Annotated in this window: 13 protein-coding genes and 1 pseudogene; 5 read left to right on the top strand and 9 right to left on the bottom strand. The window is 61.3% G+C overall.

The window, feature by feature from the left end:
• Window positions 1–91 precede the first annotated feature (91 nt).
• Window positions 92–911, top strand: a pseudogene (locus tag N008_RS22435) (IS5 family transposase).
• Between the two features lie 164 nt (window positions 912–1,075).
• On the opposite strand, the gene N008_RS16090 reads toward N008_RS22435, so the two are convergent.
• Complete coding sequence (locus tag N008_RS16090; RefSeq protein WP_044018963.1) at window positions 1,076–1,486, bottom strand: acyl-CoA thioesterase; 411 nt, start codon at window positions 1,484–1,486, stop codon at window positions 1,076–1,078.
• Window positions 1,487–1,724: 238 nt separating this feature from the next.
• Between N008_RS16090 and N008_RS16095 the strand changes: the two genes are divergently transcribed.
• Entirely contained in the window at window positions 1,725–1,916 is a 192-nt protein-coding gene (locus N008_RS16095) for a cold-shock protein (RefSeq protein WP_044017446.1), read from the top strand.
• A gap of 415 nt (window positions 1,917–2,331) precedes the next feature.
• Window positions 2,332–4,248, top strand: a complete 1,917-nt coding sequence (locus N008_RS16100) for a DEAD/DEAH box helicase (protein ID WP_044017447.1) — start codon at window positions 2,332–2,334, stop codon at window positions 4,246–4,248.
• A 269-nt stretch (window positions 4,249–4,517) separates the two neighbouring features.
• Here the strand turns inward: N008_RS16100 and N008_RS16105 are convergent, their stop codons facing one another.
• The 3 genes from N008_RS16105 to N008_RS16115 form a co-directional block, all read right to left on the bottom strand.
• Window positions 4,518–4,967, bottom strand: coding sequence for a PA2169 family four-helix-bundle protein (locus tag N008_RS16105; RefSeq protein WP_044017448.1), 450 nt, complete (start codon window positions 4,965–4,967; stop codon window positions 4,518–4,520).
• 83 nt (window positions 4,968–5,050) lie between these two features.
• Window positions 5,051–6,307 (bottom strand): NAD(P)/FAD-dependent oxidoreductase, encoded by a 1,257-nt coding sequence (locus N008_RS16110; RefSeq protein WP_316963293.1) that lies wholly within the window; start codon window positions 6,305–6,307, stop codon window positions 5,051–5,053.
• A gap of 195 nt (window positions 6,308–6,502) precedes the next feature.
• Window positions 6,503–7,273, bottom strand: a complete 771-nt coding sequence (locus N008_RS16115) for an SDR family NAD(P)-dependent oxidoreductase (protein ID WP_197062877.1) — start codon at window positions 7,271–7,273, stop codon at window positions 6,503–6,505.
• 337 nt (window positions 7,274–7,610) lie between these two features.
• Between N008_RS16115 and N008_RS16120 the strand changes: the two genes are divergently transcribed.
• Window positions 7,611–8,489, top strand: a complete 879-nt coding sequence (locus N008_RS16120) for an SDR family oxidoreductase (RefSeq protein ID WP_044017450.1) — start codon at window positions 7,611–7,613, stop codon at window positions 8,487–8,489.
• 166 nt (window positions 8,490–8,655) lie between these two features.
• On the opposite strand, the gene N008_RS16125 is transcribed toward N008_RS16120, so the two are convergent.
• Window positions 8,656–9,522 (bottom strand): DUF1571 domain-containing protein, encoded by an 867-nt coding sequence (locus tag N008_RS16125; RefSeq protein ID WP_044017451.1) that lies wholly within the window; start codon window positions 9,520–9,522, stop codon window positions 8,656–8,658.
• Window positions 9,523–9,713: 191 nt separating this feature from the next.
• On the opposite strand from N008_RS16125, the gene N008_RS16130 reads away from it, so the two are divergent.
• Entirely contained in the window at window positions 9,714–10,469 is a 756-nt protein-coding gene (locus N008_RS16130) for a glycosyltransferase family 2 protein (protein WP_044017452.1), read from the top strand.
• A 12-nt stretch (window positions 10,470–10,481) separates the two neighbouring features.
• Here the strand turns inward: N008_RS16130 and N008_RS16135 are convergent, their stop codons facing one another.
• From N008_RS16135 to N008_RS16150, 4 genes are all read right to left on the bottom strand, one after another.
• Complete coding sequence (locus N008_RS16135) at window positions 10,482–10,943, bottom strand: hypothetical protein (RefSeq protein ID WP_044017453.1); 462 nt, start codon at window positions 10,941–10,943, stop codon at window positions 10,482–10,484.
• 11 nt (window positions 10,944–10,954) lie between these two features.
• Complete coding sequence (locus tag N008_RS16140) at window positions 10,955–12,193, bottom strand: metal-dependent hydrolase family protein (protein ID WP_052381893.1); 1,239 nt, start codon at window positions 12,191–12,193, stop codon at window positions 10,955–10,957.
• A 150-nt stretch (window positions 12,194–12,343) separates the two neighbouring features.
• A complete protein-coding gene (locus N008_RS16145) occupies window positions 12,344–12,958 on the bottom strand; it encodes a hypothetical protein (RefSeq protein ID WP_044017455.1) in 615 nt (204 codons plus the stop codon).
• Window positions 12,959–13,020: 62 nt separating this feature from the next.
• On the bottom strand, window positions 13,021–15,279 hold the full coding sequence (locus N008_RS16150; RefSeq protein ID WP_044017456.1) for a S46 family peptidase: 2,259 nt from the start codon (window positions 15,277–15,279) through the stop codon (window positions 13,021–13,023).
• Window positions 15,280–15,452 lie beyond the last annotated feature (173 nt).

A 15,452-nucleotide genomic window follows, 5' to 3' on the forward strand; every position in this document is an offset into this window, starting at 1 on the left:
GCATTCACGTCCTTAGATAAACTGATTATCAGTATTTATCCCGACATCAAACTAGGCTGTGTCTGAAAAGGGGTGTTATGTATCTTAGGGTATGGCAGCACGGTATGAGTTAACAGATGCCCAATGGGCCGCGGTGGAAAGCGAATTGCCCCCACAACGTCTGGGGCGCCCCCGGCGCGATGACCGCCAGCAATGGAATGCCTTACTCTGGATCCTATGCACCGGAGCGCCCTGGCGGGATTTACCAGCACGCTACGGCCCCTGGCAAACGGCGTACGAACGATTTCGCCGGTGGCCGCTGATGGCACCTTCGAGCGGGTGTTGCACCGCTTACGCCTGCGCCTGGATGCGGCCGGCTTGTTAGACCTGGACACGTGGCTGGTGGATTCGACCACGGTGCGGGCCACCAAAAGTGCGGCGGGCGGCACGAAAAAAAAGCCCAGTGCCTCGGGCGCAGCCGCGGCGGGCTGACCAGCAAGCTGCATGTAGTCTGTGATGGCGCGGGTACGCCGCTGGCCCTGCATCTGTCGGCCGGCCAGCGGCATGATGGGCCCCAGTTTGAACCGCTTTGTGAACAGGTGCGGGTGCGTCGACGCCCACGTCAACTCCTGGCCGACCGCGGCTACGACGCGGTCCACATTCGCCACTGGCTCCGTCGTCGTCGCATCCGGGCCGTCATTCCACGTCGGCAACCAGCCGCAGGCCGTCGCTGTCGGCGGCGAGGACGGCCACCCCGAATCGAGCCAACTCGCTATGCGCGGCGCAATGTGGTGGAACGCTTCTTTGGCTCGCTCAAAGAACATCGCCGCGTGGCCACGCGCTATGAGAAACACGACGCCCATTTCCTCAGCATGGCCTCGCTGGCCTGTATCCGCCGTATTTTGCAGCATCACTTTTCAGACACAGCCTAGATAGAGAAGCATTACACATAGTATTCGATTATTATAGGCAGAAATGGGAGTTTAAATACTTTGCCAAGCCTTATCAAAAACCAGAATTTGTGCGGTACTACCCTGCTGAGGCTGTAATAGAGAAGTTCAGACAATTTATCAGAATGATTCGCTGGTAATTTGCCTCACACCGCCCCCCACAGCCGCTCAATCATTTCCGGCGTCACGCGCACCGGGCGCTTGGTGTGCGGGTCCAGCTGCACCCACTGCGTCTCGGCTTCGCAGAGTAGTTTGCCATCCTCGGCCCGCTCGATGCGCACGAAGCGCTGGCTCTGGGCGCCGCGCACCTCGCCAATCCAGGTGGTGCAGCGCAGCTGCTCGCCCAGCAGGGCCGGGTGGTGGTAGCGGATGCGGTGCTCCCGCACCACCCAGATAAAGGAGTGGCCGTCGGTGGGTGGGTAGGCGGTGTGCCAGTGCGCGGCGGCCGTGTCCTGCACCCAGCGCACGTACTGCACGTTGTTGGCGTGGTCCAGCTCGTCGATGTCTTCGGGCTGGACGGTGAGCAGGTACGAAAAGCGGAAAGCGGGCGTAGACATGGCAGGCAGCGGGTTGACGGCCGTAAAGGAACGTTGAAACCGGCGCTTCTGAAACTCCACTTGTCGGCGGCTATATACAAGTTCTTGGCTTGAGATGAGCGAAACTCAAAACTTCCGCTATCTTTGACACAGTTTAAGAATGGTGGCTACCACAGGCCTGTTGAGTACTTTCGATGAGAAGGGGAAAGCAGCGTTTCGTACTGCTTTTCTTACAGAACCATCCATCATCACAAGTACCATGCAGACAGGAACTGTAAAATTCTTCAACGAAACCAAAGGTTTCGGCTTCATCAAAGTTGACGGCACCGGCGAAGACATCTTCGTTCACGTTACGGAGTGCATCGACGAGATTCGCGACAACGACAAAGTTCAATTCGAAATTGCTCAGGGCCGCAAAGGTCTGAATGCTGTAAAAGTGAAGCTGGCTTAGTCCGTTTCCTTTTCGGATACTTAGAAAAGCAGGTTCCCCCGGGGAGCCTGCTTTTTTTATGCCTGCTTTCCCCGGAACAGGCAATTTCAGAACGTCATGCTGAGCTTGCCGAAGCATCTCGCGTGCTGACACATGAGTAGTAATTTAACGTCAGCACGCGAGATGCTTCGGCAAGCTCAGCATGACGTTCTTATAAGTGTTAGATACAATCCTCGATTATTCTCCGTACCTTTGCAGCCGCATTTGAGAACGGCCACGTTCCGCGCAGCTTGTGAGCTGCCTTAAAGAAACTTGTTGGGCCGGCTTTGTCTTCCGTCCGTTGCTTCCGTCACTTGTCGTTGTGTTGAGTGGGAGAGAAGAGCGTCGCTGAATCCGCTGTTTTCAGAGCTATTCACTCCACTCCATCAACACTGACATGGAAAACGAAACCGTTAAGACCAAGTTCAGCGAGCTGACCCTCTCTGAAGAAATGCAGCGTGCCATCACCGAAGTTGGCTACGAAGAAGCATCCCCCATCCAGGCCGCCGGCATTCCGGTCCTGCTCCAGGGCCGCGACGTAATCGGCCAGGCCCAGACCGGCACCGGCAAAACCGCCGCCTTCTCCATCCCCGCCATTGAGCGCATCGACACCGATTCGCGCGAAGTGCAGTGCCTCGTGCTCTGCCCCACCCGCGAGCTGGCGGTGCAGGTTTCGGGCGAAATCCAGAAACTGGGTAAATACAAGCGTGGTCTGGCCGTGGTGCCCATCTACGGTGGCTCCTCGTACGACCGGCAGTTCCGCGCCCTAGAGCGTGGCGTGCAGATCGTAATTGGTACCCCCGGCCGCGTAATGGACCACATCGAGCGTGGTACGCTCAAGCTGGAGCATTGCAAAATGATCATCCTCGATGAGGCCGACGAAATGCTCGACATGGGCTTCCGCGACGACATCGAGACGGTGCTCAAGAAAATGCCCGAAGACCGCCAGACGGTATTCTTCTCGGCTACCATGAGCAAGCCGATCATGGAGATGACCAAGCGCTACCAGAAGGATCCGCAGATCGTGAAGGTGAACCATCAGGAAATGACGGTTACCAACATCGAGCAGAGCTACTTCGAGGTGCGCGGTCCGCAGAAAAAAGACGTGCTGACCCGTCTCATCGACATGTACAACATCAAGTCGGGCATCGTCTTCGCCAACACGAAGCGCATGGTCGACGAGATTGTGGGCGACCTGCAAGCCAAAGGCTACTTCGCCGAAGGTCTGCACGGCGACATGGGCCAGCAGCAGCGCCAGAACACGCTCGATAAATTCCGCAAAGGTACCCTCGAAATCCTGGTAGCTACCGACGTAGCCGCCCGCGGTATCGACGTGGACAACGTGGAAGTGGTAGTAAACTACGACCTGCCCGCCGACGAGGAATACTACGTGCACCGCATCGGCCGTACCGGCCGCGCCGGCAAGCAGGGCAAGGCCTTCACCTTCGTGAGCGGCCGCGACATCTACAAGCTGCGCGACATCATGCGCTTCACCAAAGCCACCATCAAGCAGGAGCGCGTGCCGTCCTTCGAAGATGTGTCGGAGGTGAAAACCACGCTGATGCTCAACTCCATCAAGGAGGTGATTGAGAAAGGCAACCTCGACAAGTACGTGGCCCGCGTGCAGCGCCTTATCGACCAGGACCAGGAGGATGGCATCACGTCGCTGGACGTAGCCGCCGCCCTGCTCAAGATGACGATGAAGGAAGACAAGCGCGCCCAGGAAAGCCTCGACGCCAGTCGTACCCAGGGTGCCGCCCGCGCCGGCTTCACCCGTCTGTTCGTGACGATGGGCAAGAAGGACCGTCTGCACCCCCGCGACATCGTGGACCTGATTGCCGAAAACACCAGCCTCACGGCCAGCAAAGTCGGCGACATTGCCCTCTACGACAAGTTCAGCTTCGTGGAAGTACCGAATGAGTTCGTGGAAGAAGTGGTGAGCCAGCTCGGCCGCAGCTCCATCCAGGGTCGTCCGGTAGCCTTCAACATTGCTACGCCCCGCCAGGAAGGCGACGCGCAGCAGGAAGGCGGTAACCGCGGCGGCTTCGGCGGCGAGCGTCCTCGTCGGGGCCCGGGTGGGTTCGGCGGTGGTGAGCGTCGCGAAGGCGGCGGCAGCTACGGCGGCAACCGCGGCGGTAGCTACGGCGACCGTCGGGAAGGTGGCAGCAGCTACGGCGGCAACCGCGGTGGCGGCTCCTATGGTGGCAACCGCGGTGGCGGTAGCTACGGCGGCGGCTCCTACGGCGGTGGCAACCGCCGCGAAGGTGGCAGCAGCTACGGCGGCGGCTACAAAGGCAAGCGCAGCGACGACTAAATCACGAATTCAGGCGGAGCCGTCGGATTACACGGATTCCAACCTGATCTGACTGATACACCAAAAGCGCCACTCCATTTCGGGGTGGCGCTTTTGCGTTTGTTGAGGCTTGTAGTGCCTGAATAGGTAGTATCGTTGGTTTTGCGGCTCGCTGCTCCTGCCTCGAACGGTCCTAAATGCAAAACAGCCGCTTCCGAATGGAAGCGGCTGTTTTCGTACGGGCGAAGTTGAAATCTGCGAAATCAACCTCAATTAGCGCAAATCAGCGATTATTTCTTGGCTGCGTCGCGCAGGTCACGGATTTCGTCGTGGCCCTGCTTGATGCCTGCGGCCTGCTTCGTGATGATGGCTTTGAGGTCGGCTGGAATGTCCTGTATTTTCTGAGCTTTCTCGTAAGCGCCCTTGGCGTAGTCTTCGCCCCGCTCACACTCAGCCAGAATGCTGTGGCGGTCTTTGCTGGTTACCAGGCCTTTGAGGTTGATGAAGGCGCGGTGAATGGTGCCGGTGATGGACGACTCTTCCTCGGGGTGCAGGTTGAGCTTGTGCATCTGGTCTTCCAGCTCGGTGATATAGGAAGAACGCTGAGCGGCGTATTTCTTGAACGTCTCTTTCAGGTCGGCGTCCTCTACGTCGGTCATGGCTTCGGCGTAGCCTTTCTGGCCATCCTTCAGCGTTTCAATCAGTTCGTTGAGGCCGGCTTGCATTACTTTAGCGTCCATGGGGAAGGTAGTTAGGTTGGGGGTGGTAAAACAGGGATGAATGCTGTCTTGTACTCCCAACCACGGCGCGGGGTTGCGTCGGACTACGCTTCCTCGGATGCCGGGCGGCTCATGGCCTGGCCGGCAAGGTAACCGGTCGTCCAGGCGGCCTGAAAGTTGAAGCCGCCGGTAATACCGTCGATATCAAGTACTTCGCCGGCAAAGTGCAGGCCCGGCACGCGGCGGCTTTCCATGGTTTTCATGTTGATTTCGCTGAGCAGCACGCCGCCGCAGGTCACGAATTCATCTTTGTAAGTGGTCTTGCCCCGCACCGTGAGGGCCGTGTTCAGCAGGGCTTCGATGAGGCGGTTCTGCGGCTTGGCCGGCAGCTCGTTCCAGCGTACTTCGGGCTCCACGCCGGCCTGGTCGGTGAGGGTACGCCAGAGCCGCTGGGGCAGTCCGAACAGCGGGTTGGAAGCCACCACCTTGCGGCCGTGCTGCTCGCGGTATTCGTGCAGGAAGGCGCGGAGGGTGGTTTCGGTGTGGGTGGGAATCCAGTTGATGAGGGCCGTGCTCTGGTAGCTTAGCTCGTGCAGGCGGCGCGCGCCCCAGGCCGAGAGCTTGAGCACAGCCGGGCCGCTGATGCCCCAGTGCGTCACGAGCACCGGGCCTTCGTATTCGAGCTTCTCGCCCGCTACCCGCACTCGCGCCAGCGGCACGCTCACGCCCGGCAGCTCGCGCAGCGGCGAGGCCGGCACGTTGAACGTGAACAGACTGGGCACCGGCTCGGCAATGCCGTGGCCCAGTTCGCGCAGCCAGTTGTACTGCTCGGTTTTGGGGGCGCCGCCAGTGGCTATCAGCAGCCGGCCTACCCGCATTTCGCCGGCGTGGGCGCCTGTGAGGTGCAGGCAGAAGCCACCGGCCGGCAGCACCTCAATCCGCTCGGGCGAAGTCTGGGTAAGGATGCGCACCCCGGCCTGCCGGGCGGCATCGAGCAGACACTGCGCAATGGTTTCCGACGAGTCGGTGACGGGAAACATGCGGCCGTCGGGCTCCGTTTTGAGCTGGACGCCGCGCCGTGCAAACCATTGAATGGTGGCTTGGGCATCGAACTGCCGGAAGGGCTCCTTGAGCTGCTTGGCCCCGCGCGGGTAATGCTGCACGAGCTGGGCGGGCGTATCGGCGGCGTGCGTGACGTTGCAGCGCCCACCGCCCGAAATCCGCACTTTGCTCAGCAGCTTACCGGTTTTTTCCAGCAGCATCACCGTCAGACGCGGGTTGGCCTCGGCGCAGGCAATGGCCCCAAAAAAGCCAGCGGCCCCACCCCCCAGCACCGCCACCGTCGAATTCAAGTCGTTCACGCTGCAAAGCTACTCACGGATTTAGCCGGATTTTTCGGATTGGTCGGATTTTGTGGACGGCACTGACAGGTTCGCCGTTACGGCCACACAAGAGAGGCTTGCCGGTTGGCAAGCCTCTCTTGTTTTATTATCTCGTCTTTTATTATCTCGTCCACAAAATCCGTGAAATCCGCTAAAATCCGCGTCAATCCGTGATCAGCAGGAGGCCAGGGCAGCCAGCAGGTCGTCGTGCCGGAACTGGTAGCCGGTGGTTTCGCGCAGCAGCGAGCTGTCGATGGTTTTGCCGCCTGGGCTGGCGTCTTCGGGCTGAAATGTGGGGGCCGGCAACCCCATGTGGGCGGCGGCGGCGGTGTAGAACGTGCTGCGCGAGGGGTGCTGGCTGGCGCAGGCGTTGAAGGTGTAGCCCCAGGCTTTCTCCCGGATGATGTGCTGCAGCAGCCCAATGCAGTCGTCGAGATGAATCAGGTTGACGGGAGCCTCGCCCTGCGGCAGATTGTGGCGGCCCGCCAGGAAGCGGCCCGGTGGCCGGTCGGGGCCGAACAGGCCACCCAGGCGCACCACCGTGGTCAGCCACTGCCCCCAGCGGGGCGTAAACTGACCTTCGGCCCGCAGCAGATCAACCGGTGCATCTGGCGACGAAACGGCGTCAGATTCGCGCATGACGCGGTTTTCGTTGGGATAGACGCCGGTGGAGCTGACGAACAGCACGTGCCGCACGCCAGCCGCCGCCACCGCCGAGCCCACTGGGCGCAGCAGCGCTGGATAGGCCCCGGCAGCGGCCGCCCGGGGCGGCACGTTCAGCACCAGCACATCCACACCGGCCAGCAGCGCGTGCAGCGAGTCGGCGTCGGTCTGGGAGAACTCGGGGCCCAGGCGCAGCAGGTACGGTCGGATGCCGGCGTCGCGTAGCGCGAGCATTTGGGTGGGGGTGGTGGTAGAGCCATTCACGGCGTAGCCCTCAGCCACCAGCGCTTTTGCCAGGGGGAGCCCAAGCCAGCCGCAGCCGAGAACAGCAACGGTTGTGGGAACAGGGCGAAGAAAGTTGGAAGAGTCAGCCATTCGGGGGTAAAGGTGCGGAAATTTCCTGCGCACAGGGTCGGAACGGTACGCAGATGGCCTGCCGAAGCCAGGCACCCGGGGCTATGTTAGGAGTTTTTTTGAACTTGCCAGCTGGTTGGCAGAAAAAACAAGACAGGACCGGTATTGAAAATTAGTATTTTCTAATATTGGGCCGTTCAGGACTTGTTTTATCTGCTGCAGCCAGGTTATTCTTTCTTTTCTTCCCTTTCCACCCTTTCGCCTTATGTCAGCTCATCCCTACGCCCAACCCATGCTCCGCGACAACGCACTCCAAGGCAAAACCATCGTCGTGACGGGCGGCGGCACTGGCCTGGGCCGGGCCATGACCACCTATTTTCTGCAGCTGGGCGCCAATGTGGTCATCAGCAGCCGCAAGATGGACGTGCTGGAGAAAACCGTTGCCGAACTGCGCGAGCAAACCCAGAACCAGAATGTGCTGGCCGTGCAGTGCGACGTGCGCAAATACGACGAAGTAGAAGCCCTGCTACAGAAAACCATCGACACTTTTGGCGGCGTGGACGTGCTGCTCAACAATGCGGCCGGCAACTTCATCAGCCCCACGGAGCGTCTCAGCCACAAGGCCTTCGACGTGATTGTGGACATTGTGCTGCGCGGCTCCTACAACTGCACGCTGGCGTTTGGCAAGCGCTGGATTGCCGACAAGAAGCCCGGCACCATCCTCAACATCGTGACCACCTACGCCTCGGTGGGCTCGGCCTACGTGGTGCCGTCGGCCGCCGCCAAGGCCGGCGTGCTGGCCATGACCCGCTCGCTGGCTGTGGAGTGGGCCAAGTACGGCATCCGCTCCAACGCCATTGCCCCCGGCCCGTTCCCGACGGAAGGCGCCTGGAGCCGCCTGTTCCCGGAGCCGCTGGCCAAAAAGCTCGACCCCGCTGCCTCGGTGCCCCTCAAGCGCGTCGGCGACCACCAGGAGCTGGCTAACTTGGCCGCTTACATGGTGTCGGACTTCTCGGCCTACATGAACGGCGAAGTGGTTACCCTGGACGGCGGCGAGTGGCTGAACGGCGCCGGCGAATTCAACAAGCTAGAAGCCATTCCGGCCCCGATGTGGGATGAGATTGAAAAGGCGATGCGCCGCTAGAATCACGGATTTAGCCGGATTTGTCGGATTGCACGGATTTTGTGGACGGCGCAAACTCGCGGTGGCCCGGATATAACGTAAAGAGGCTTGCCAATTGGCAAGCCTCTTTTTATTTTCAATCGGCTGCAAAATTCGTGCAATCCGACAAATCCGGCTAAATCCGTGATTAAAGCTTGTAGCCCGGAAAGTCTTTGGTGAACTCTGCTGCTGGAATGGGCTGGTTGGCTACTACGTCGCTGAACTCGAATTTCTCGAACAGGCCTTTGTCGTCGTGGACCTGCACGACCAGGGGCAGCATCAGTTTCTGATCGACGCAGACGAGGGTGCGGCGGCCGTAGCTATTGGGCACCTGCAGCGTGCGGCCGGCGGCTACTTTTTCGCCGGGGTCGAGGTTGTTGCGCTCCATTATGCGGTACTCGCCGCAGCCGAACTTGTCGGCGATGCGCTCGGGCGTGTCGCCGGCCACGGCTTTGTAGGGCACGTAGCGGAACTGCGGGAAATCGGCGCGCAGTATGTAGCAGGGGCGGCCCGCCACGGTGGTGTCGCCGGCGTAGCGGAAGCTACGCTCGAAGCTGTGGTCGCGGCGCTGGCTGGAGCCCTTGATGAGGTCGGTGATGGTGCCGTAACCGGCATCCAGCACGCTGTGGTGCTGGTTTTTGCGCATCACCGCGCCGACAGGGTCGAGGCTCAGGGTCACGTAGGGGAAGCTGTTGGGGTACACCCAGGCGTCGCCGTCATTCTGGCCCGTCACCCACAGTACCTCAATGCCTTTGGCGTTTTTGAGATACACCCGCAACGGCCCGAAAGTCATTTTCATAGCAGTGCGGGCCTGCTGGTACTTGCCGCCCTCCAGCCGCTCCTGAGCCCGCACGTTGCAGCGCAGGGTCTTCAGGTTTTCGATGGAAGCTGTGAGGCGGCTCAGGAGCTGCTCGGTGGTGATGCGGTCGGCGGCCGGGGCCGGAGAAGTAGTAGCGGCGGCCAGCGCTACGGCTGGCAGCAGGGCAGCGGCCGAAAGCCGAATAAAACGCGTCATGAAGAAACTAGGCAAGATCGAAAGGTCAGGTGGCCGCTACGCATAAACCGGGCCGGAACAAACAGCAAGATAAGGATAGGCCCGTAACGCCGCGCAGCCGGTGGGAGTTGAGGAAGAATGCTTGTGGCGGCAACTTTTTTGGGCCGCAGCCGGAATAACCAACGCACCTTTTGCTTCTGCACACCCATTCCATGCGCTTCACTATTATTACGCCTACCCACAACCGCCGCCAGTTTCTGCCCGAAGCCGTGGCCAGCGTCCGGGCTACCGTTTCGGCTCCCCTGGACTTTGAATTCGAGCACCTGATCTGCGAAAACGCCTCCACCGATGATACTGCCGCCTGGCTGCGCGAGGCTGCCAGTTCCGACGGCGCACCGGTGCGCGTCGTCAGCCAGGCCACCAAGCTGCTGCCCGGACCGGCCCGCAACCTGCTCATCCAGGACACGCCCGCCGACGGCTGGCTGGTACCCCTCGACGACGACGACCTGCTGCTGCAGCGCTGCCTCCACAACTACGCCGACCTCGTGCAGCGCCACCCCGGCCAGGCCTGGTTTGTGGCCGATTTCCTGCGCGTAGACGAAGAAAAGCGCTATATGCCCGGCGAAGACTACTACGCCTGGAAGTTTGAGACGCCCACCGATATGCTGCGCGCCATCTTCCGGGCCGAGCACTTCATCCAGGGCAACGTGTGCTTCAGCCGAGCGCTGTTCGAGGAAGTGGGCGGCTACAGCGAGGAAATCACTATGGCCGAAGACCTGGACCTCTATGTGCGGTTTCTGCTGGCCGGACACCTGCCGGTACTCTCGCCCCACATCAGCCACCTGCACCGCTTCCACACCAGCAATGTCAGCATCGGGGTAGACGCCGACAAACACGCCAACGACCTGCGCGTGATTTATAACCAGTACGCCGGGCAGCTGCAGGAGTTGGGGATAGAACGGCCATAGGTTCGCTGCTATTCAGTCAGCCTGGGCAGGGCGCGGGCCAATGTCTCCAAATATGTGTAGGGCACTCAGGGAAATGGTTTCGGGGTTAAAACCTTCCACAAGAGCCTGACTAAAAGCATCTACTTCAGGACTCCACGCAGCAACTTCGAAATGGAAGGTTTCTGACCACGCGCCCTTTCCAATAATATCTTCCGCAACTCTGGCTGCTGCGAGATATACAGGTTCATCGGCAAATAGCAAGTCCTTGACAACTTCCCCGTTTGAGTATTGCAAGGTGAATGTGGGAGGAAATTCCAAAGGAAATTTTTGAAGGAAAGCTCTGCCAAAAGCAAGGGGAATGAACAGCACAAGCTGAGTGGCTAAAGCATCTGGTATATTATCGGCAAGTAAAGTGGTATGTACACTGTCTTCCGTTGCGTCTTCCGGTACGAAGTAGGGCAGTGAATTCTGGATCAGTTGGGGCAATGGCTGCATAGTGTGTTGGATTATTTCACTTCCACGCCGCCTTTTAGCACCAGCTTCACCTGCCGCAGCGCGGCCACGTCCTGGGTAGGGTCCCCCTGTACGGCCACGAGGTCGGCGAGGAGGCCGGGCTGCAGGCGGCCACGGTCGGGGAACTGGAAGATGCGGGCGTTATTGCTGGTGAAGCCGCGCAGTACTTCCAGCGGCGTGAAGCCGTATTCGCGCACCAGCAGTTCGGCTTCGCGCACGTTGTCGCCGTGGGCGAATACGCCGACGTCGCCGCCGAAGGCCAGCAGTACGCCGCTTTGGCGGGCGGCTTTCATGCTTTGGCGCTTCTGCTGAATCCGGTCGGGCTCGGGGTCCTGGTTTTTGCGCCAGCCTTTGTATTGGGCGGTGGCGTCGCCGGCGGCCACGGTGGGGCAGAGGGCCACGCCGCGCTGCTTCATCAGCCGGAACACTTCCAGCGTGCCGCCGTCGCCGTGCTCGATGGTCTGGACGCCGGCCAAGGTGGCGCGGCGCATGCCTTCGGGCGTGCTGGCGTGGGCTACCACGGGGCGGCCGGCGCTGTTGGCGGTCTGCACAATCAGGTTCAGCTCTTCCTGCGAGAAGGTGGGGCGGCTGGGCTCGTCCTTGCCCCAGCGGTAATCCGCGTACACCTTGATAACGTCGGCGCCCTTGCCGATTTGCTCGCGGGTGGCCCGCACCACGCCTTCGGGGCCATCGGCTTCCTGCGCGCCCTGGGGCACGTCCACGTTGGCCGAGAGCTTGGGGCCGTAGGAGCCGGTGGCTACCAGCGCCCGGGTGGCCACCAGCACGCGCGGCCCCGGAATCAGGCCCAGGTCAATGGCTTGCTTGACTCCTACATCGGCGTAGCCGGCGCCTTCCGAGCCCAGGTCGCGGGTGGTGGTGAAGCCGGCGGCCAGCGTGGCGCGGGCGTGGGCGGTGGCGCGGGCCACGCGCAACGCCTCCGATTCCAGCAGCACTTGGTCGTTCCAGGGCGCTTCGTTGTAGGGGTGCAGCAGCAGGTGGCTGTGGCCTTCGATGAGGCCCGGCAGCAGCGTGAGGCCCGGCAGCTCCAGCGTGCGGGCGCCGGCCGGGGCGGTTAGCTGCGCGGCCGGACCCACGGCCCGGATCCGGTCGTTTTCCACCAGCACCGCCCAGCCGGGGTGTAGCGTTTCACCATCGAAGACGGCGGTGGGGCGGAGCAGGAGCAAGGTGGTGGCCGCCGCGGCAGAAGGCGGCGGCGGGAGTTGGACGGGCACTGAGGAGGCCGGAAGCAGCAATGTGGCTGCAAGCAAGAATCGGAGCACGACAGGAAGGCGGAAGAGACATGAGGCAGTGCTTAAAGCTACAGGCTTGCGCGCAAATCAGCCGTCCATCTCCTTATGAACTGGGCCACCAGACCAGCACCACTAGGGCCGGTACCAGGGCTTCTCGCGCCACAGCTGCGTGGACAGCCCGAGCAGCTGCTGAAAAACGTGCGCCAGATTATGGGCAATCCGCTCGTCTACCAGTTCGGCCACATAGATGTCTGAACCGTCCGCCAGCGAAAGATACAGCTGCCCTAAATCAGGCAGTTCACTACCAATCCGGGTTTTCCTGATGCGCACTCCCACTTGCAGGATGTCGTCAAACTTCAGCGTTTCCTGCGCCTGCACCTGCTCCTGATAGTGCGGATTGTGGTACTCGATGCGGACCTGCCGTTCGGTTACATCCAGTATAAGGGTATTCTGAAAGCGTAGCACATTGAAGTCGTGCTGATCCTTGTGGCCCTTGTACCAATGCCAGGCGCCAAGCGCCGCAGCCCAGAGCAGCACGAAGTAGCTGCCAGAATAAAAGGAAACACCAGCCATGACCACCAAAACGACGACAAGAATCACCTCCTGTACTTGCTTTGACAGTAGTCTGTCGGCCGGCGAATGGAGCGTGACAGTGGTGGCAGAGTAACGCAGCTCTACGGCGCTGCTTGGCTGCTGCAAGTCGCGGTAGATAGCCTGCAGCGCCGGAAATAGGTTGGTGATAGTCATGTATAAAAAAGATACCCGGCCGAATGTACGGCCGGGTATCCGGATAGCGAAGCAGGCGAAGGTTAGGCGTCTGCCTTTTCCTTTTTCCTCACTTTCACCTTTTTCGCCTTCTTGCCCTCGGTTGGAGTAGCCCCGTCGGAGGTGCCGCCGACCAGCGTCATTTCCTTGACGAGGTGGCCGGCGCCGGCGAATTTATCGACTACGAACAGCATGTAGCGCACGTCGAGGGTGATGTTGCGCACCCGGTCGGGGTCGAACATGATGTCGGACATGGTGCCTTCCCAGTTGCGGTCGAAGTTGGTGCCAATCAGCTCGCCGCGGCCGTTAATGACGGGCGAGCCGGAGTTGCCTCCTGTCGTGTGGTTGGTGGCAATGAAAGCCACGGGCACGGTGCCTTTGTAGGCGTAGGGGCCGAAATCCTTGTTTTTGTACAGCTCCGCGAGGCGGGCCGGCACCTCAAAATCGGGGTTGGTGGGGTCGGCCTTCTCCATGATGCCGTCGAGGGTGGTGTAGAAGTCGTACTTCGTGCCATCGGCGGGGGCGTAGGGCTGCACCTGGCCGTAAGCCACGCGCAGGGTGGAGTTGGCGTCGGGGTAGAACTTGCGGGTGGTTTGCTGCTGGCGCAGGCCGGCCACATAGGTGCGCTGAAGCAGCGCAATCTGGTCGGTGGCGGCGGTGTAGGTGGGCAGGATGGCCGTGCGGTAGTTGCCGATGATGGCGGCGGCCAGCTGCGCGGCCGGGTCATCGAGCAGGGCGCGGGCGTTGCCTTTCGCTACCTCGTTGAGCACGACCTGGGCGCTTTCGTTGCTGGTCAGGCGCGACTTTGCGTAGAGTTGGGCTACGTAGGCGTTCCAGCCGCCTTTGGCGGCGTATTGCTGCTGCAGGGTTTTCACGTAGGCGGGCAGCAGCGCGGGCGGCGTGCCGTTGGCGTAGAGCGGCAGCAGGGCGGCGGCCACCTTCTGGTCGGTGGCCAGGGTGCTGTTTTTGAAGAAGTTGGTGGTGCCGCCGCGGGCTTTGTCAACGGCGGCAGCCAGCTCGGCGGCGGGCACTTTCTTGTCCACCATTTCAGCCAGTGGCAGCAGGCTGTTGGCGTAGGCCAGCAGCTCCACGCCCATGGCGGCTTCGGTCACGTAGTCGCGGGCCAGGGTGTAGTCGCGCACGGTGGCGTACTGCTGCTGCAGCGCCGGCAGCAGGGGCGCGTAGGCGGCGCGGCGGGCTTCGTCGCCGGCGCTGGCCCACTGCTGAAACTGGGCTTCCTGCTCCTGCTTCACGCGCACGGCGTCCAGCTTCTTGAGGCCGCGGTTTTCGCCAATCCACTTTTTCCAGTAGTTGGCAATGCCGGCGTACTTGGCGGCGTACTGAATGCGCACCTTGTCGGAGGCCTTCATGTCGGCGTCGAGCACGCGCAGGCGGGCGTCGCGCACCTTGATTTTCGCCGGGTTCGAGACGGAATACACCTCATCGACGCCCCAGCTGGTAAGGTACTCGTTGGTGCGGCCGGGGAAGCCAAACACCAGCGTGAAGTCGCCGGGCTGCACGCCGGCCAGCGAGATGGGCAGGTGGTGGCGCGGCTTGAATGGCACGTTCTGCGCCGAGTAGGGCGCGGGCTTGTTGTCGGGGCCGGCGTAGATGCGGAAGATGCTGAAGTCGCCGGTGTGGCGGGGCCAGGCCCAGTTGTCGGTGTCGCCGCCGAACTTGCCGATGCTGCTCGGCGGGGCGCCCACCAGCCGGATGTCCTGGAACACCTCGGTCACGAACATGTAGTATTCGTTGCCGTTGTAGAACGGCCGGATAAACGCCTGGTAGTGGGTGCCCTGCACGGCGGCCTGGCTGATGCGCTGGATGTTGGTCTGCACCAGCTTCTCGCGGTCGGCCTCGGCAATGTTGCGGGTCGGCACGCCGGCCAGCACCTGCCCGGTCACGTCTTCCATCCGGATGATGAAGGTGGCCGTGAGGCCGGGGTTGGTGAGCTCCTGGCTGCGGTCCATGGCCCAGTAGCCCTTGGTCAGGTAGTCATTCTCCACCGACGAATGCTGCTGAATCTGGCCGTAGCCGCAGTGGTGGTTGGTGAGCAGCAGGCCCTCGTTGCTGATGATTTCGCCGGTGCAGCCGCCGCCGAACTGCACCACGGCATCCTTGAGGCTGCCCTGGTTGATGCTGTAAATCTGGTCGGCCGTGAGCTTGAGGCCTTTTTTCTGCATGTCGGCCTCGTTGAGCTGCTTGAGCAGCAGCGGCAGCCACATGCCTTCATCGGCGCGGGCCGGCGCCGCGAGCGTGAGCAGCAGCAGAGCCAGCAGCGCCTGGCGGAGAGTTGGAAGCATAGCTATGGGGTAGGGGGGGGAATAAGGTGGAAGGCAAAAGTACGGCTCCGGCGGTTTGAATGCAGACGTTATTTCGCCGGACACGGCGCAGTGGCCAGACAAAAAAAGCGCCCGGCCAAAGGCCGGGCGCTGCAAAGGTAATCGTCCACAAAATCCGTGAAATCCGCGGAAAA

It is taken from the genome of Hymenobacter sp. APR13, from assembly GCF_000737515.1.
Lineage (GTDB): Bacteria > Bacteroidota > Bacteroidia > Cytophagales > Hymenobacteraceae > Hymenobacter.